The sequence below is a fragment of the Novosphingobium sp. BL-A-41-Hi4B-X5A genome, assembly GCF_055521705.1.
The window spans coordinates 1,134,920-1,151,549 of the sequence record NZ_CM145500.1; the positions used below are offsets into that span (position 1 = coordinate 1,134,920).

Annotated in this window: 12 protein-coding genes, 1 tRNA gene and 1 pseudogene; 3 read left to right on the forward strand and 11 right to left on the reverse strand. The window is 62.8% G+C overall.

Annotated elements, in window-relative coordinates; genetic code table 11:
• Positions 1–412: 412 nt before the first annotated feature.
• Positions 413–862 (forward strand): tRNA (cytidine(34)-2'-O)-methyltransferase, encoded by a 450-nt coding sequence (locus ACZ1JY_RS05145; RefSeq protein ID WP_465130586.1) that lies wholly within the window; start codon positions 413–415, stop codon positions 860–862.
• Here ACZ1JY_RS05145 and ACZ1JY_RS05150 read toward each other — a convergent pair.
• Together ACZ1JY_RS05150 and ACZ1JY_RS05155 are read right to left on the reverse strand one after the other, a co-directional pair.
• Entirely contained in the window at positions 859–1,179 is a 321-nt protein-coding gene (locus tag ACZ1JY_RS05150; protein ID WP_465130587.1) for a DUF1905 domain-containing protein, read from the reverse strand. The two genes, ACZ1JY_RS05145 and ACZ1JY_RS05150, sit on opposite strands and share 4 nt — an antisense overlap.
• Positions 1,176–2,171: a peptidylprolyl isomerase gene (locus ACZ1JY_RS05155; protein WP_465130588.1), complete on the reverse strand. Its 996-nt coding sequence runs from the start codon at positions 2,169–2,171 to the stop codon at positions 1,176–1,178. The genes ACZ1JY_RS05150 and ACZ1JY_RS05155 overlap by 4 nt, the downstream gene beginning before the upstream one ends.
• Positions 2,172–2,248: 77 nt before the next feature.
• On the opposite strand from ACZ1JY_RS05155, the gene ACZ1JY_RS05160 reads away from it, so the two are divergent.
• Positions 2,249–2,339, forward strand: a tRNA-Ser gene (locus tag ACZ1JY_RS05160).
• 62 nt (positions 2,340–2,401) lie between these two features.
• On the opposite strand, the gene ACZ1JY_RS05165 is transcribed toward ACZ1JY_RS05160, so the two are convergent.
• The 4 genes from ACZ1JY_RS05165 to ACZ1JY_RS05180 form a co-directional block, all read right to left on the reverse strand.
• Positions 2,402–2,560, reverse strand: a complete 159-nt coding sequence (locus tag ACZ1JY_RS05165; protein ID WP_162896000.1) for a hypothetical protein — start codon at positions 2,558–2,560, stop codon at positions 2,402–2,404.
• A 276-nt stretch (positions 2,561–2,836) separates the two neighbouring features.
• Positions 2,837–3,790, reverse strand: a complete 954-nt coding sequence (locus tag ACZ1JY_RS05170; RefSeq protein WP_465130589.1) for a TauD/TfdA dioxygenase family protein — start codon at positions 3,788–3,790, stop codon at positions 2,837–2,839.
• Positions 3,791–3,826: 36 nt separating this feature from the next.
• Complete coding sequence (locus tag ACZ1JY_RS05175) at positions 3,827–5,173, reverse strand: MFS transporter (protein WP_465130590.1); 1,347 nt, start codon at positions 5,171–5,173, stop codon at positions 3,827–3,829.
• A 10-nt stretch (positions 5,174–5,183) separates the two neighbouring features.
• Entirely contained in the window at positions 5,184–7,583 is a 2,400-nt protein-coding gene (locus ACZ1JY_RS05180) for a TonB-dependent receptor (protein WP_465130591.1), read from the reverse strand.
• Between the two features lie 696 nt (positions 7,584–8,279).
• On the opposite strand from ACZ1JY_RS05180, the gene ACZ1JY_RS05185 reads away from it, so the two are divergent.
• Positions 8,280–9,692: a sulfatase family protein gene (locus tag ACZ1JY_RS05185; protein WP_465130592.1), complete on the forward strand. Its 1,413-nt coding sequence runs from the start codon at positions 8,280–8,282 to the stop codon at positions 9,690–9,692.
• Between the two features lie 38 nt (positions 9,693–9,730).
• Here ACZ1JY_RS05185 and ACZ1JY_RS05190 read toward each other — a convergent pair.
• From ACZ1JY_RS05190 to ACZ1JY_RS05210, 5 genes and pseudogenes are all read right to left on the reverse strand, one after another.
• Positions 9,731–10,090: pseudogene (locus tag ACZ1JY_RS05190) on the reverse strand (chromate transporter); the annotation flags it as partial.
• Positions 10,091–10,281: 191 nt separating this feature from the next.
• Positions 10,282–10,767, reverse strand: a complete 486-nt coding sequence (locus ACZ1JY_RS05195; protein ID WP_465130593.1) for a LacI family DNA-binding transcriptional regulator — start codon at positions 10,765–10,767, stop codon at positions 10,282–10,284.
• Between the two features lie 20 nt (positions 10,768–10,787).
• Positions 10,788–12,824: a glycoside hydrolase family 97 protein gene (locus ACZ1JY_RS05200; RefSeq protein WP_465130594.1), complete on the reverse strand. Its 2,037-nt coding sequence runs from the start codon at positions 12,822–12,824 to the stop codon at positions 10,788–10,790.
• A 5-nt stretch (positions 12,825–12,829) separates the two neighbouring features.
• Complete coding sequence (locus tag ACZ1JY_RS05205) at positions 12,830–15,274, reverse strand: TonB-dependent siderophore receptor (protein ID WP_465130595.1); 2,445 nt, start codon at positions 15,272–15,274, stop codon at positions 12,830–12,832.
• A 240-nt stretch (positions 15,275–15,514) separates the two neighbouring features.
• The gene (locus ACZ1JY_RS05210) at positions 15,515–16,570 is read right to left on the reverse strand and encodes a LacI family DNA-binding transcriptional regulator (RefSeq protein ID WP_162895999.1); all 1,056 of its coding nucleotides are present in this window, start codon (positions 16,568–16,570) and stop codon (positions 15,515–15,517) included.
• Between the last annotated feature and the right edge of the window lie 60 nt (positions 16,571–16,630).

A 16,630-nucleotide genomic window follows, 5' to 3' on the forward strand; every position in this document is an offset into this window, starting at 1 on the left:
AGGACAACCCAGGGCTGATAGCACGGCGCCGAACCCTGAGCGACGCTGCGGATGCGGAACCCGCCTGACTTGCGTGACAGTGTCTGCGCAAACGACAGGTTCTTTTCACACAGCCGCTTGCCAGAAGCCAAGGCAGCCCGCGAGCCGCTGCTGACGCTTCGTCCTCTCACACATGTCCGCCATCAGGCTGAGCCGACAAGGGGTTCGGAACCGCCCCCCGGCCACTCGCAACCGGTCCCGCGCCCTCCCCGCTGCGTGCCGCAACGGCACCGCACCGGTCGCGCGATCTGTGCTTCCCCCCGGCGTTACCGTCCGCATTCGCCAGCGGATGATCGGCCATATCGCAAATCCCCGCTCATCCTGAGCCTGTCACCCCCTTGCCAAGACCCCACCCTGCCGCCAATCAGCGCCGATGCGCATCGCCTTGTTCGAACCCGAAATCGCCGGAAACGTCGGCGCCGTCATGCGGACTGGCGCCTGTCTTGGCGCCGAAATTCAACTGATCGAGCCGCTCGGCTTCCAATGGGACGACAAGCGCGTGCGCCGCGCCGCGATGGACTACATCGATCACGTGCGCGTCGTCCGCCACCCCGGCTTCACCGCCTTCCGCGAGGCGACCGGCCCCGGCCGCCTCGTCCTCTTCACCACCAAGAGCAGCGCCTCGATCTACGACTTCACTTTCGCGCCCAGCGACATCCTGCTGTTCGGCAAGGAAAGCGCCGGCGTGCCCGCAGAAATCTCCGACGTTGCCGATGCCCGCGTGCGCATCCCGATGCGGCCAGAGGTCCGCTCGATGAACCTCGCCACATCCGCCTCGATCGCCGTGGCCGAGGCCCTGCGCCAGACCGGCGGCCTTCCTTAAAAGCTCAGCGAAAGCGCGAAAGGCTCGCCCTCGGCCAGCCCCTCCGCCTTGCGCACCGCCGCCTTGATCGGCACCATCCACCCTTGCGCCTTCGCAGGGAACGCCGAAGTCCGCCACTCGGTCTCGCCGACCCGCGCCACGACCTTGACCGAACCCCAGCCCGAACGCCGTCCGCTTTCCAGCCGCTGCATCAGCGCGGTCGCCGAAAGCGCCTCGCCCACTGCACCATCGATACTGGCAAAGAACCAGTCGCCGCCGTTGGCACCCCCTGCCCAGCGCCACAGGGTTACAGTCAGAGCATGGTCTTCACCGGTCATTTGCGACGCCGCACCGGCACCTTGAGATTGCAGATGTCCACCCCGCCAGCCGGCTGGACATAGAACGCCTCGCGATGGTTGGCGCTCGCCTCGGCATAACTGCGGAAAGAAGCGCTTTCGGTTGAAAGGAACTCGTAGACCGGCATATCCACCACCTCGCTCGCCGGATGGACCGACAGGATCGGCGTCCGCTCGGCCGGATCGGCATAGACGCCCATCGGCGCCGGGCCGCGCGGCAGCGAGGACAGGAACTGCATCCCCTCGATCACCCGCCCGACCACGGCAAGGTTGCGATCCAGCTGGCGCGGCGCATGCCCGATCACGGCGTAAAGCTCGGCCCCGGTGCCGGTATCGGGCGGCATGTCACGCGCCACGCCGATGCTGCCATAGCAGTGCACCGGCCACGCACTCGGCCCCGCCTGCGATGCCGCCACCGGCCAGCCGCGATAGAAAAAGGTCTCGTCGGCGTAAGGATCGGAATCCTTCACCTTCGCCCCCTTGCGCGCCAGCGCATGCCACGCCGCATGCGTGCCTTCGATTGTCGCCAGCCAGCTATCGAGCTCTTCATGAGTCGTGCTGCGCTCAGGCCCTTCGGGCCTCACGACATAGCGCTCCTGCGGCACCTGCTCGATGTCCGCAGGCAGCGGCTTGGCCTTCGCCTTGTCCTCCCCATCGGCATCACCCCACTGCGACACCCAGTTGTCCTGCACGCGATAGACCGTCAGCCCATCCCACCAATGCGCTGCTGCGAGCATACGGACATTGCCCACCCAGCCTTGCGAGAACGGCTCGGGCATCAGCTGGATCACCACGCGCCGGGGCTTGCCCTTGGCATCGGGTGCAAGGTCCATCACCAGCAGGTCATCGGGCGAAATCGCCTGCCAATCCGCCGCCGGGGAAGCCGCTACGACCTCCCCCGGAGACAGCGCGACGGCAGGCTTGGGAGCGGCGGGCGAAGCCGCAGCGGCGGCCAGTGCAAGAAGAAGCGACATAACTTCATCATTGCAGGAAGCCACGCCTTGCGAAAGCGATCTTGTGCGGCTAGGGGGCGCCTTCCAGAGCAAGATGCGGAGCGGTGGCCGAGTGGTCGAAGGCGCTCGCCTGGAAAGTGAGTATACGTCAAAAGCGTATCGAGGGTTCGAATCCCTCCCGCTCCGCCACTTCACCTTGCCAAGACGTGCCATCCCATGCCAAAAACCCCAATGAAACCGGGCGTTCTGTCTCATTGAGACGTGCGAGGTGTGCCACCGCGTGCCACCATTGCACCGCCCATTTGGAGGTAAGTGTGGGGGTAGCGGGTCCAGCCGGCCTTCTCGTCGATCATGAACGAGCGCTCGAAGCTGGCGGGAATCGAAGGCGACTGGCAGGTTATCGACCTCATGCTGGCCCACGCTCCCGAGAACAAGGTCGAGAGCGCCTGCAACCGGGCCGAGTTCCTGCCGCGCAGGCGAGAGCTTGCACGCGAATGGACTGACTTGTTGCTTGAAGGCATGATGCCTGCCCGGACCCTTGCGTCTGCTCTATACGGAAAAGCGGCGGGAAGCGACCAGATGTCGTCGTTGAAGTTGGGGCAGATGAACGTCAGGTCTAGCCGGAAGCGGTCAGGTGTTTGTGTGATGCGGGGCAGCAGTGAGGGCTGCCACCCCGCTGCCACCCCTCAGGCTGGCTGGTACTCGGTGGCTTTCTCCTTGCGCACGGTGCGGCTGTTACGGCCGTCGATGCCGACCGGCACTTCACCAGCTATGGTCGCGCGGCGCAGGGTGCGGCGCTGCAGGCCGAAGTCTGCGACGGCGCGGTGCTGGGTCGACTGGTTGTCCCAGAAGGCCACGTCGCCCGGCTGCCAGCGCCAGCGAACGACATTTTCCGGGCGCGTGATGTGATCCTGCAGGATCTGGAACAGGCGCTGTGAATCGGCCTGGTTCAAACCGACGAACTGCTTGACGAAATGGCCCAGCAGCAAGCTGCGCTGGCCTGACACGGGGTGGACGCGAACCACCGGGTGCTCGGTTTCATAGACGGTCGAGGCAAACACCTTGCGGTTGAAAGCCGAGCGGGCAGCCTCTGCCTCGTCATTCTTCGGCGCGTTCGAGAGCACCGCCGCGTAGTCATATAGGTTGGTGTGAACGGCCCACAGGTTGTTCACCAGTTGGCGCAGCGCTTCCGGCAGGCTTTCATAGGCCGTTTCGCCATTGGCCCAGACGGTATCGCCGCCCGCTTCAGGGATGGTGATCGCGCGCAGGATCGAGCCCTTGGGATAGGCATCGACGAAGGTCACGTCGGTGTGCCAGCTTGAGGCGGCATAGCCTTCCTTGCTGTCGAGTTCGAGCAGGTAGCGCGAACCTTCGGCAACGGGCACGGTTGGGTGTGCGACCGGATCTCCGAACAGCGAGGCGAAGCCTTCGTGGCGCGCGTCATCCAGTTCCTTCTGGCCGCGGAAGAACACGACCTTGTGGCGCACAACTGCATCCTTGATCGCCTGCACGGTCGAGGCATCAAGATCGCCCGAGAGCGTCACGCCCCGGATTTCCGCCCCGATCGTCCCGGTGATCGGGACGATCTCGAGCGGGGAGTTCGGGTCCTTGGCGTTGGCATAAGTGGTGATGGCATTCATGTCGGTTACTCCTGCGTGAGGTTGGGCTTGGGGGTGTTATTCGGCCGGCTGGAGCGCGGGGTCGGCTGCGGTGTCCAGGCGATGGCGAATGGCGTTGTGCTGTTCGGCATCGAGCGCGAAGCCCGAGATGACGGCAGCAGAAACGGCGTGGGCGAATGCTGGGCCGATCGAGAAGACCAGCAGCAATCCATTCAGCGCTTGTGGGTTATTGGTGGCGACCTTCGGGTCGAAGCCGAACCAGGCGATCAGCGGCAAGGCAATCCCGGCAGCAAGCGCTCCGCCGATCTTGTCGGCCAGGGCAAACACCGAGTAGTAAAGCCCTGCGCGTTCCTCACCGGTTTCGGCCCGCTGCTTGTCGGCTACGTCGGCGACCATCGAACGTAGCATGATGTTGCCCGATCCCTGCGTCAGTCCCTGGGCAAAGGCGAGCGCGAGGACCAGCCAGAACCGATCAGGCGTGGTCAGCACCAAAGCGAGATTGATCAGCGCCTGCAGCACCTCGGCGAGGATGGCGGCCCGGCGCTTGCCCAAGGCTACACCGATGCGTTGCCAGATCGGCGCGGCGAGCATCCCGAAGGCGTATTGGAACAGGAACAGCCCCGCACCCCATTCAGGCCTGCCAAGGTAGAATGTCACATAGAACAGCAGCAGCGTCGTCCGGATGCCTTGCCCTGCGCGCACGGCGGCGTCCGAGGCGAGGACGCGCAGCAGCAGCGGGTTGCCGAACACCGCGCGCGCTGCGGCAAGTGGTGACAGGGGCGCTGCCAGCACCGGCGGCGCACTGTCATCGCGGTTCGAGAGCGTCAGCCACAGCGCGGGGATGGCCGCAGCCAGCACGAGCGAGCCGAACAGCGTCAGTTGCAACTGACCATCACCGGGCCGCAGATGCTGCGCCAGTGCGGCCAATGCCAGCGCGCCTACCAGCGCGATCGACTGCCACAGCGTGAAGGTCGAGGCCGCGCGGGTCCGGTCGTTGTAGCCCGTGGCAATCTCCCCGCTCCACGCCAGCAGCGGCGTCGAGAGGAACGCAAGGCCGATGTAGTAGGCGGCCAGGGCAGCAACCAACCAACCGAGACCGAGATTGGCTGGCGGAAAGAACAGCATCGCGCTGCCGACGACGAACAACGATCCCCCGCCTGCTACCCATGGTCGCCGCCTGCCGAAGCGGCTCTGCGTGCGGTCGCTCAGCGCACCAACCACGGGGTCGAGCGCGCAGTTGACAAGTTGGCCGGCGAGGTAAAGCGTCCCGACAAGCGTCAGCGGCACGCCGTAGTCACGCGCCAGGATGGCCGGCAGCCAGGCTGCAACTGGCTGGGCAGCCGCGGTGACCGGCACGTAGATCGCAGCAAGGCGGTGGTAGTTGGCAGGGGACTGTGTTGTCATGCGCGGGGCCTCACAGTCGCGTCCGCAACGTCACACCGTAAGTGCGCGGCTCGCCCACCTGGGCGGTAACCACACCGGTGTTGGCGGCGGAGAGGTTGAGGAAGTAGTCCTTGTCGAACAGGTTGCGCGCCCAGACCGAGAGGTCCCACAGGCCGTCGTCGGTCTTCAGCCCGATGCGCGCATTGGCGATGCCGAAGCCCGGCACCTGCGCCCATGCGGAGTTGGTGGCGGAGGTGTTGAAGCTCGACCGGTGGGCATAGTCGGCATGGGCGTATAAGCTGAGTTCACGCCCGCCGAGTTCGCCCAGCGGCGCGTTGCCATCGGCTCCGATCGACCATGCGAACTTCGGCACGCCTGACAGCGGCTTGCCGGAAAGGTCCTGGATGCCGCCGAGGTTGAGGTTCTCCACCGCCTGTGGCGCGTTGGCATATTCGACGTACTTGGCGTCGGTGTAGCTGGCCGATGCCGTGAACGAGAGGTTGTCGTTGGCCTGGAAGGCCAGATCACCCTCGACGCCCCGCGACCGCACTTTGGGGATGTTGGCGATGTATTGCCGGACGTTGACGGTGTTGGGCACCTGCTCGGTGATCGCGGTCTGGTAGTCGCGGATCTCGGTCCAGAAGGCGGCGGCGTTGAACGTGGCACGACGGTCCAGGAACTGCGACTTGAAGCCCAGCTCGAAGGCATCGACCTTTTCCGGCGCAACTTCAGGCTGGATACCTGCAGGCAGCGCGGTGAGGTTCAGGCCGCCCGACTTGTTCCCCCGCGAATAGCTGCCGTAGATGCTGGCATCGGCTGCAACCTTCCAGTTGAGCGTGACGAGGCCAGAGAGGCTGTTGTCGCTGAACTTCGTGGCAAAGCTGGTAACCGGATTGAACTGCGTGCGGATCGCGTTGATCGCCGTGACCTGCGCCGGAGTGAAGCCCGAAAGGTCGGCTCCATCGACCCAGAACTGGCTAAACGCGCCTTCCTTCTTCTCGTATGTCCAGCGCAGGCCGGTGGTCAGCGTCAAGGCATCGGACAAGTGCCAGTCGGTTTGCCCGAACAGCGCGAAGGTGCGGGTCTCGGGTGTCGAAGTGGAATTGGCCTCGAAGCCGTTGAGCGCGGCATTGGCAATGGTCTGGTTGGCGGCGGGCAGGTTCCATAGGGCCGCTGCCGAGCCATAGCGGGTCGCACCATAGCCTTTGACCGTTTGCCAGAAGTAGTAGGCACCGATCACGTAATCGACGGTGCGATTGCCCTTCGAAGCAAGGCGCAGCTCCTGGCTGAACTGGCGCTGGCGATTGGCCTGCTGGGCCTTGGTGGTAATCGGCAAAGAGGTGCTGTCGCCATCGTTGGCCGGGTTCCAGTCCCACCAGCGGTAAGCGGTAATCGAAGTCAGCGCGGCGCCGCCCAAGTCCCAGTTGACCTCGCCCGAAACGCCATAGCCTTCCATGTTCGACTGGTAGTGGCTGTCGGCCTCTCCGATGCGATCGAAGGGCCTGAAGGCAGGCAGCGTGTAGCCGGGGAAGCGCGCCGCGCGCTGGGCGAAGTTGTTGGGTATCGTTGCGCCATCAAGATAGGTGGTGTGCAGGTCCGCGAAGACTGACAGGACGTGGTCCTGCTCCTGTTTGGCGTAGTCGCCGATGATCCGCACTTCGAAGTCCGGGTCGGGCGTGAACAGCAACTGGCCGCGAATGCTTTCGTTGCGGTAGTTCTGGGCGCGGGTCCTGGTGGTCTTGTTGAACAGGAAGCCATCATTGCCGCTGATCGCGCCGGAGACGCGCACCGCCAGCAGATCGGGCGCGATGCCCGCCGAAGCCGAGGCGCGGATCTGGCGGAAGCCGTAGTTGCCGATGCTCGCCTCGCCCGAGAACTCAGGTTCGAAGCTCGGCTTGCGCGAAGTGATGTTGATGACGCCGGATGTGGTGTTCTTGCCGAACAGCGTGCCCTGCGGCCCGCGCAGCACCTCGATGCTCTGCAGGTCAACCAGATCGAACTGCGAAAGGCCGACGCGGCCGTAGTAGACGTTGTCGATGTAGAAACCGACGCCGTTCTCCAACCCGTCATTGGTCAGCGCGACGTTCGAGCCGAGCCCGCGAATGTTGATGTTCGTGTTGCGCGGGTTGAAGCTGAACACCTGCAGGCTCGGCACCTGCTGCTGGATCTGGCCAAGCGTGAAGTCGCCCCGCTTTTCCAGCGCATCGCTGGTGATGACGCTGATTGCTACGGGCACGTCCTGGACATCCTCGTCGCGACGGCGTGATGCGGTGACGACGATGGCTTCACCGGCCTCCTCGGCCGCCGCTGCTGGCGCCTCGACGTCGGCGGGCCGCTCGGCGGCGAAAGCCGGAGCCGTGCCGATAAGGGAACCAAGCGCCACGCCAGCGAGGATCAACTGGCGCTGCTTGAGACGAAAAACTCTGTTCATTCTATTACTTCCCTGAACCAAATCGTGCCGCCGCTTCGGTGCGGCGATTGAAGGTGGCGGGAACGGGCACGGCTTCGCGTGCAGTGTCGCCGGAGGCGACGCCGCAAAGGGCAACGATCGACTGTTGCAGGGACGCGGGATACCGGGCCAGTTCCGCAAGGTCGGAGCTGGTTAGCGGTCGCATGACGCATTCCTCCGGGCGACGGCCCAAGCAGGCCGCGCCGAACTGGCGTTATGTTGGAAGGCCGGACGAAAGCGCACGGCGCCCGATCAGGGCGTCAGGTCCGTCATCGTGTCCGGTGGTTTGCGCGCCCTAGGCGCGCATCATCGGCTTGTGCATCGTATCACCTCTTCGTTGGAGGGGAACACGATGCCTGGCGCCGTCGCCCCAGCATCGCGCGCTTTAGCGGTTGTTTACGCGGAGCAAGCTGCTTCCCATCAAATGCCGCGGATCAGGACCCTTGTAGTGCAGGCCGACCTGATCGTCGAAAGCCCTGCGGGTTAATCTCTACTTATCCAGTTGAGTCGCTCTGGTCAACAGCGTGGGGGGCCTTTCAACGCAAAAGGAAAACTACCCGACAGACAAGATCAATTGTCTATTTTTCCGATAGACATTTATGGGACCAGCAATAGGATCATGCTGCCTTACGCGACCACGCGCGGGTCCATCTGCCATCAGCGACCACGGACCGCACCATGACCCTGACCTTCAATTTGACCCGCCGCGCCACCCTTCGCGGAGCCGCAGCGACCGCAGCTCTTGCGGCCACCCCGGCGATTGCCCGCCAGCGCGCAAGGCGGCCGAATATCCTCTACATCATGGCCGACGACCTCGGTTATGCCGATCTGTCCTGCTACGGCCGCCGCGATTTCGAGACCCCGGTGCTTGACAAGCTGGCGGCGCAGGGTCTGCGCTTTACCAATGCCTATGCCAACAGCGCAGTCTGCACCGCCACGCGCGTCGGGCTCATCACCGGCCGCTATCAGTATCGCCTGCCCGTGGGTCTGGAGGAGCCACTCGCCAACCGCCCCAGCATCGGCCTGCCGCCGACGCATCCGACACTGCCGTCGCTACTCGCCAAGGCGGGCTATCGCACCTCGCTGATCGGCAAGTGGCACCTCGGGAGCCTGCCCGACTTCGACCCGCTCAAGAGTGGCTACCACAAGTTCTGGGGCATCCGCAGCGGCGGGGTTGACTACTACACCCACGCCACCAGCAACGGTCAGCTCGACCTGTGGGACGGACCAACGCCTGTCGAAAAGGCCGGTTACCTGACCGATCTGCTGGCCGACCGTGCAATAGCGGAAATCCATGAAGCCTCGGCGGCAACGTCCCCTTGGTTCATGTCGCTCCACTTCACTGCGCCGCACTGGCCGTGGGAAGGGCCTGACGACGCCAGCGAATCTGCTCGCATTGCCGCGCTCAAGGACCCCAAGGCCCTGTTCCACTTCGATGGCGGCAGCGCCACGATATATGCCGCCATGGTCCGACGTCTCGATTATCAGATCGGCCGGGTGCTTGAGGCCCTCAAGGCCAGCGGGGCCGATCAGGACACCATCGTCGTCTTTACCAGCGACAACGGCGGCGAACGCTTTTCAGACACTTGGCCCTTTACAGGGCGCAAGACCGAACTCCTCGAAGGTGGCCTGAGAATACCAGCCATTGTGCGCTGGCCGGGCGTCACCAGAGCCGGGGCGACCAGCGATGCGCAAATCATATCGATGGATTGGTTGCCTACGTTTCTGGCCGCAGCGGGCACGGCCCCGGATCAGGCATTCCCAAGCGATGGGAACGACATTGCATCGGCCATTGCAGGGCGCGAACTGCCGCAACGCACGTTGTTCTGGCGCTACAAGAAACACAACCAGCGCGCTGCGCGAAACGGCAATCTCAAGTACCTCAAGATCGGCGAGAACGAGTTCCTTTTCGATACGCAGGCCGATCCGCTGGAGCGCGCCAATCTGAAAAACCTTCGTTCGTCAGAATTCAACGAACTGAGGGCGGCTTGGGAAGCATGGAACGCCACCATGCTTCCACTCGATCCACAATCCTACACCCACGGCTTTGGCGCAGACGAACTGGCGGATCACTTCAACTCGGATGGTTGAACCGCCGACCTGCTGATCCAAGCCGCAGGCTCTCGTCAGGCGGCAAGCCCCAGAACAAGCCCGCCCCTCAGGCGCGGGGAATTCTCCATGCGTTCGATCCACGGCGCAAAGGTGAAAATCCACAGGAAGCAAGGAGCGAATGTGACCCACGTGGTCAGCAAAGCACACAGCAGCCCGGCCACCAGCGGTGAAAACGGTTCAGGCGCGCGGAATGCGGCAAGATAGCCCGCAAACTGTTTGGCCATGATAAGCGGGCCGGGCGTCGTTTCGGCAAGGCCAAGGCCATCGGCCATTTCGCTCGCGCTAAACCAGCCATAATGCTGCACCGATTCCTGCGCCATGTAGGCCAGCACGGCGTAGGCCCCGCCGAATGTGACCACAGCCAGTTGCGAGAAGAACCGGTCGTTCGGTTCTGCGCGGCCCAACGTCTCGTTTCGCCAATAACTGCCAATGGCGTGTGGAGCGGCTTGATACGCGTTGCCACTTTGCGAGCAATTGTACGGTTCAGCTCCGCGGCATGATTATGGCAGTAACAAGCGTCTGAAACATCGGAGTTCCATTTTGAAACCCGAGCGTCTCGCGACGTGGATCATGGCGCTGATGGCGCCTCATTGTTGTCGGCCATGATTTTGGACACGACAATGCGATAGCGCGCTGTGGCAGTAGCTCGATTGAGGCCTTCTGCCATGAAGGTTAGTGTCACGTGCTCTTGGTTTTGCCCATTATCGGAGATTTTGTGTTCGACGATAATGTTGATCTGATCGCTACTCTTGATCGCCAAGTCGACCATAGACTTCGCGACACGGTCAAGAAATCGGTCGTTCGCGAGACCGGCCGAAGCGGATGAGGCGCGGGGCGCGGGATGCCTCGAACCTCTTCCCCGGCGTAAGTCACTGGCCTGGAGATTGATCGAAAAGCCGCATGCTTTGGCTATCTCGTCGATGCGCCGCCTCGTCTCAGCCCTCACGCCAGGCTTGCCGGCCAGCGAGCGCGAGACCGCAGAGGGGGCGACGCCAGCCAACCTCGCGATGTCGACGATTGTCTTGACACCATGCGGTTGGGGGTCGTCTAACATTACCTTACCAAAGCCGCCTATCACAATGCGCGGAAGCGGATGGCCTGGCCGCCACCAGAGGCCAGAGAAAGCGTGAGAACACTTTTGGCGGTGACGATCTTTCGCTTCAAAAGGATGCGCTCAGGGGCTGTACGCCAATCCGCTCCCGGCCCGTCGGCATAGATCTGCGCTTCATAGCGCTTGCCTCGCTCGAGGAAGTCCAGTGAAACCGTAAGATTACGCGCGGTGACGTTTGTCAGGGCTCCGAGGAACCAGTCCTTTCCGGATCGCGCCTGCCTGGCGGTGACCACATACTCGCCGATTTGCCCCGCCAAAGTCCGGCTTTGCTCCCAGTCGGTGGGCACATCGCGAATGAACTGGAATGCGGGATTGCCCTCGTAGTTTTCGGGCAGGTCTACCGCCATTTGCACAGGCGAGTAGATCACCACGAAGAGGGCAAGCTGCTGTGCCAGTGTCGAGGGTACGCGATTGTTGGGGCGCTTGTCCCTGTAATCGAAGTTGAAGACGCCGGGCGTGTAGTCGAAGGGACCTGACAGCATTCGCGTGAACGGAACGATAGCGAGGTGATCAGGCGAGTTGCCGGTATCCGGGCTGCCGCCATTGTACTCCTGCCCGCGCGCGCCTTCGCGGCTCATCAGATTGGGCCAGGTCCGGCGCAGGCCAGTGTCCTTGACCGGCTCGTGCGGGAAAACCGCGATGTGGTGCCTTGCCGCTGCCTCGACGACCTGCTGGAAATTCTCGACCGCATACTGCCCATCGGGCCATTCGACCATGTCGTGCCGCGTACCGACATAGCCAAGCTTGATCGCCTTTATGCCGTACCGATCGTAGTAGTTGAGCGCTGGTTCCAGCTGGCGCAGGTAGTCCTGCACCTGGGCTCCCGTCTCGTGATGACCGACGATTTCCACGCCCCGTGCTTTGGCGTGAGCGGCGACCGCGTCCATGTCAAAGTCCGCTGCAGCTTCGTTCTGGATGAAGTGTGAGTGCCCATTCAGCCACCATTGCGGCGCATCCCAGCCCTTGTTCCACCCTTCGAACAGCACACCCGGAATGCCATGAGTGGCTGCCCAGTCGATGTATTGCAGTGCGCGTGCGGTGGTCGCGCCATGGTCAGGGCCGGGTTCCCATGTGTACTTGCCGATGTGCATGCCCCAGAATATGCCGATGTACTTCATCGGCTTGGCCCAGGATGCATCCCCCAGCCGGTTCGGCTCGTTGAGGTTGAGGATCAGAGTGGAGTCGGCAAGCTTCGCGGCACTGTCTGCGACAAGCACTGCGCGCCATGGCGTGACGAGACCGCCATGGCCGCGAACGAGATCGCCGTTCGACCATGGCGACAGATCGGCCTTGAGGGTCTTTGTATTGTCCGCAACCAGCCGCAGGTTCATCGACGCGTAATCGACCAGAGCAGCCTCATGCACCGCCATGGCAACGCCGTCGCCTTCCAGTGTGAGGGGCGTCTGGACGGCGGGCAAGGCGGACAGTGCCGAGCGCGAATACTCGTACTCGGAGAACTTCTCGCGATAGGCTGGAATCCACCAGGCCCGGTAGTTTTGCGCGAATGCGAACTGGGTGACTTCATCGCTGATGACAAAGCGGTCTGACGTTTCGCCAGGGAGGACATAACGGAAGCCGAACCCGTCGTCGAAGACCCGAAACTCGATGCGCAACTGGCGTCCGTCCGGCGCCTCTACGGTCGCGATCAGGCCGTTGCTCTGGTCCCTTACAACGCGGCGCTCGCCCCACGGTTGCTCCCAGGTAGCATTGGTCGCCGTGCGTGTGGTTTCGGACAGGACCAGGCCTGATACCAGCGGCTCCCGGTCCTTGAAGCGGAAACCCAGCAGGGACCGGTCTATGATCGGCTTGCCCTTGTAGCTCGCGCGATAGACCGCCTCACCCTTGTCGACAGCGAAATCCACCTCCAGGCGCCCATCGGGCGAGCGCACCTCAAGCCATTCCTGCGCGCGCACCGCAGGCGCGAAAAAGAATGCCGTGGCAGCAAGCGCTGCCACGGCGAGGTGGGAGGTGAATTGACGGGTGAAAGTCAGGAGTACCATCGTCGTCAGAACTGGAAGGTCACGCCTGCGCGCACCCGGCGGCCGAAGATCGGGCGGCCTTGGAACGCGGTCTCGTTGACGCCATTGATGACGCCTGCACGCGGATTGCCTTCAGTCAGGCCGACCGTGTCGAACAGGTTGGTCACGATGACTTCGGCCGAGAGGTTGTCGGCAATGTTCCAGCGACCACCAAGGCTGACCTCGGTGAAGGCCGGCAGATCGATCCGGTTGGAAACGTCGGCAAAGCGCTTACCGGTGTGCATGATGTTGCTGTAGATATCGACCTTGCCGTCGAGCAGGTGGAGGACGGGGCGGATCGAGAAGGTCATGGCCGGCTGGCGCACGATGCGGTTGCCGCTGAAGTCGAACGGACCGTTGCCGTCGACGCCGCTGAACCCGGTGTACTTGATCGACTGCAGGTTGCCCGAGAAGTTGACCTCGAACATCTCGACCGGACGCAGCGCCAGTTCGAGTTCGACACCGTATGAGCGCGCAGCGGCAGTGGCCGTCTGCGGAGCGCCTGCGACGATGTTGTTGAACGAGATGTTCGGGAAGTTGTTGTAGAACACCGTCACAAAGGCCGAGACCGGGCGCGAGGAGTACTTGAGGCCTGCCTCGACCAGATCGATGCGGTCCTCCACCGGATTGCAGCAGTTGAACCACTGCGAGAATTCCGGCGTGACGCGGAAGCTGCGGCTGTAGCGGGCAAAGGCGGCAAGGTCGGGGTTGAACGTGTAGTTCAGGCCCGCCGAAAACGCCCATTCGCCGGTCTTGAACTTGTACGGCGTGATCGCACCGCTGAGTACCGTGACGGCATCATCGAGCACCGTGCTCGGATCGCCCAGATTGACGGTCTTGCTCTGGGCAATCGTGCCCTTCTTGCTGACGTGGTGGTAGCGTGCGCCGAAGTCGAGGCGCAGAGCCGAGCTAACGTCGAACGAGTCCGTAAGGTACAGCGCGTTTATCGTCACGTCGTCGCGGAAGTCCTGCAGGTTGCTGTGCAGGCCGACGATGCCGTTGCGGGTAAGGCCGATGGTCTTGTTGCCAGCCGCATCAAGGCCGAACACGTCAATCGAGCGGGGCTGGTTGGCAGCCTCGGTCAGCACGTTGTTCCAGTTCCACTGCTGGCGCTGCGTGAACTGGCTGTGATAGTATCCAATGGTCAGCGTGTTGCTGCCCGTCTTGGCGGTGAAACTGAGGTCGCCGACGAGGTTGTCGACATCGACATAGGTCGAGAAGATGTTCTGGACCAGCGTCAGGCCATTGGCGATGTTGGCCGTGGGGATCGCGGCCCCGGTGTTTGCATTGAAATAGCCTGCGCGAACGGTGGCTGGATTTGCGGCTTGCAGGCGGCTCAGCGAGCTGTCGAGGAATGCCTGCGCGCCAGCCACCTGATCGCTGAACAGCGCGTTGAAGTCGACCACGCCGCCGGTGTAGCGCCCCTTGGCGCTGACGCTCAGCCAGTCGTTGAACTTGTTGTCCAAGGTGACGGTGAACGTATCGGTGTTGGTGTGGACGCCGTTGCCAAGGTCGATCGAGGTCGTTCCCGTGCCATAGAGGTCGGGCACAGCAATATTGCGGAACGCCGGGGACACCACAGTGCCATCGCCCGCATCGAGACCGGGCAGGCCCTTGCTCTTGCTGGCGAGCGGAATGCCGGTGTAGAAGATGTTGCGATCGTTGAGCTTGCGATAGCCGACGTAGATTTCGCCATCGTCGAGCAGATAGGTGAGGCCGGCGCGGAACTGGCCGCCGCGGTTCCCGGTGAAGCCCGGATCGCGCATGCCGTTGTTCGAGCGATAGAAGCCACCGACGTTGAAGCGCAGCTTGTCGTTGATCGGGCCAGTCAGGCTGAAGTCGCCGCGATAGTGATCGTAGTCGCCCCACTCCAGCTTGGCGAGGCCCTGGAGGTCTGCCGTACCCTTCTTGGTGATGACGTTAAGCACGCCGCCAGGTGCGTTCGAAGCCGTGATCGAAGCAGAACCGCCACGCACGATCTGGGCGCTCTGGATGGTCTGGTCCACCCGATAGAAGATGTCTGCGTTGGTGAAGGCGCCGGCGCCTTCTTCCCACACGGGAAGGCCGTCTTCAAGGACGGGCACGTAGCGGAAATTGTCGTTGGGAAGGCCGCGCGAATAGACGTTGTTGCCGATTTCGCCGCCCGAGGACTCAGCAAAGATACCCGGCGCCGTGGCATAGACTTCCGAAATGCTGACTGGCGCACGCTGCTGCAGCTCGGCCGACGACAGCGTGGTGATCGCGTAAGACGTTTCCATCTTCTTGCGGCCCGAGCTGGCACCAGTGACGATGATCTCGGCAAGGCCGAGGTTGTCGTCAGCCGCAGTCGCTTCGTCCGTGGCCGCAGGCTGTGCAGTCTGGGCGTGGGCAGGTGCGGCCATCGCAACGAGTGCGACAGTGGAGAGCGCGGCGATACGCGTCGAAACCTTCATGACATCCCCCTTGAAAAGGTGCTTGCAGACGACTCATTGGTGGCCGTCTGGCCGACGCTCTTTTCCCGCAAAACAACAATCGATTGCAATGAATTTGTGCAATAACATCCAGAGTTGCAGTCCATCCAACCGCTCCATGGATGATAATGAACTGATTTAGCTTGGTTTAACTGCCATCGCCCAGAGCCGTATGGCTGGAAGTTGCATAACTTTTTCGATTCCTGGCGCGAAGGATTGCAGTCACGCGCCACACGATCCACGAATGATCAGCTCTGTTGGCAATCGCTCGGATACGGCGCGGTGGCCGTCCATCATGCGCAGCACTTTGGACACCAGCATGTTGCCAGCCTTGATCACGTCCTGCCGCACGGTGCTCAACTGCGGGCTGGAGAACGAGGCAACGTCGATATCATCATAGCCGATCAGGGCGACATCTTCGGGCACACGCAGGCCGTGCCGCTTGAGCGCCTGCAAAGCGCCGAGCGCAACAATGTCCGAGGCAGCAACGATCGAATCGAAAGCTACCCCGCGCTCGACGAGATTGTCGACGGCATCAGCACCCTCATAGCGGCTCGAGAACGGAGTCTGGACGATTGCAGGATCAAAAGGAATGCCCTCGGCGGTCAAGGCAGCCTTGTAGCCCTCGAGCCTCTGGGCGATCTGAGACAGTGCCGTCCGCGCCTCGGCGATCGGCGGCATGGATCCGAAGAACGCAATACGCTTCCGACCGGTCCGGATAAGGTGGCGCGTCGCGCGGAAGCCACCATCAAAGTTGTCGGTGCCCACCGAACAGTAGCGCTGCCCTTCGGTTTCCACGCCCCAAACCACGATCGGACGATTGGCCGCCCCGAAACGATTGAGCGCATCATGAAACTGCGACTGCCCGAAGAAGATGAACCCGCGATAATGGGAGGTGTCGATGAACTCGCTCAAAGTCCGATCGTCATGCGGAGTTTGCCAACTGATCGAGAAATCGCGACGCCTTTCTCTTAGCGCAGCGCCGATGCCGCCGAGCAGCGACAACTCGAACGGATTGCCGAGCTGTCCGCCATGCCCGGTGGCAACAGGCAGGACGACGCAGACCTGTTCTGGCAGGTTCCCCTTGCCGGACTTGCCCTTCGGCCCCCGCCTGGGTGCGGAGTAGCCCAGCCGTGCCGCCGTCTGGACCACCAGTTCGCGTGTCTCCTCACTGATTGCAGTGTTCCCTGCAATCGCCCGCGACACCGTGGCGGTCGAGAGGCCGAGCTCCTCGGCAATGTGTTTCAGGGTAAACTTGCCTCCGGCGCCATCTTCCATGCAACTCTCCTTGGACCGAGCCATCGGAGATGAATTTGCGCAAAATATTGCACAGTTTGC

Excerpts from the sequence above, each read along its gene's own strand:
- ACZ1JY_RS05145 (WP_465130586.1), top strand. The coding sequence starts at position 413 with ATGCGCATCGCCTTGTTCGAACCCGAAATCGCCGGAAACGTCGGCGCC.
- ACZ1JY_RS05150 (WP_465130587.1), bottom strand. The coding sequence starts at position 1,179 with ATGACCGGTGAAGACCATGCTCTGACTGTAACCCTGTGGCGCTGGGCA.
- ACZ1JY_RS05155 (WP_465130588.1), bottom strand. The coding sequence starts at position 2,171 with ATGTCGCTTCTTCTTGCACTGGCCGCCGCTGCGGCTTCGCCCGCCGCT.
- ACZ1JY_RS05165 (WP_162896000.1), bottom strand. The coding sequence starts at position 2,560 with ATGAGGTCGATAACCTGCCAGTCGCCTTCGATTCCCGCCAGCTTCGAG.
- ACZ1JY_RS05170 (WP_465130589.1), bottom strand. The coding sequence starts at position 3,790 with ATGAATGCCATCACCACTTATGCCAACGCCAAGGACCCGAACTCCCCG.
- ACZ1JY_RS05175 (WP_465130590.1), bottom strand. The coding sequence starts at position 5,173 with ATGACAACACAGTCCCCTGCCAACTACCACCGCCTTGCTGCGATCTAC.
- ACZ1JY_RS05180 (WP_465130591.1), bottom strand. The coding sequence starts at position 7,583 with ATGAACAGAGTTTTTCGTCTCAAGCAGCGCCAGTTGATCCTCGCTGGC.
- ACZ1JY_RS05185 (WP_465130592.1), top strand. The coding sequence starts at position 8,280 with ATGACCCTGACCTTCAATTTGACCCGCCGCGCCACCCTTCGCGGAGCC.
- ACZ1JY_RS05195 (WP_465130593.1), bottom strand. The coding sequence starts at position 10,767 with ATGTTAGACGACCCCCAACCGCATGGTGTCAAGACAATCGTCGACATC.
- ACZ1JY_RS05200 (WP_465130594.1), bottom strand. The coding sequence starts at position 12,824 with ATGGTACTCCTGACTTTCACCCGTCAATTCACCTCCCACCTCGCCGTG.
- ACZ1JY_RS05205 (WP_465130595.1), bottom strand. The coding sequence starts at position 15,274 with ATGAAGGTTTCGACGCGTATCGCCGCGCTCTCCACTGTCGCACTCGTT.
- ACZ1JY_RS05210 (WP_162895999.1), bottom strand. The coding sequence starts at position 16,570 with ATGGAAGATGGCGCCGGAGGCAAGTTTACCCTGAAACACATTGCCGAG.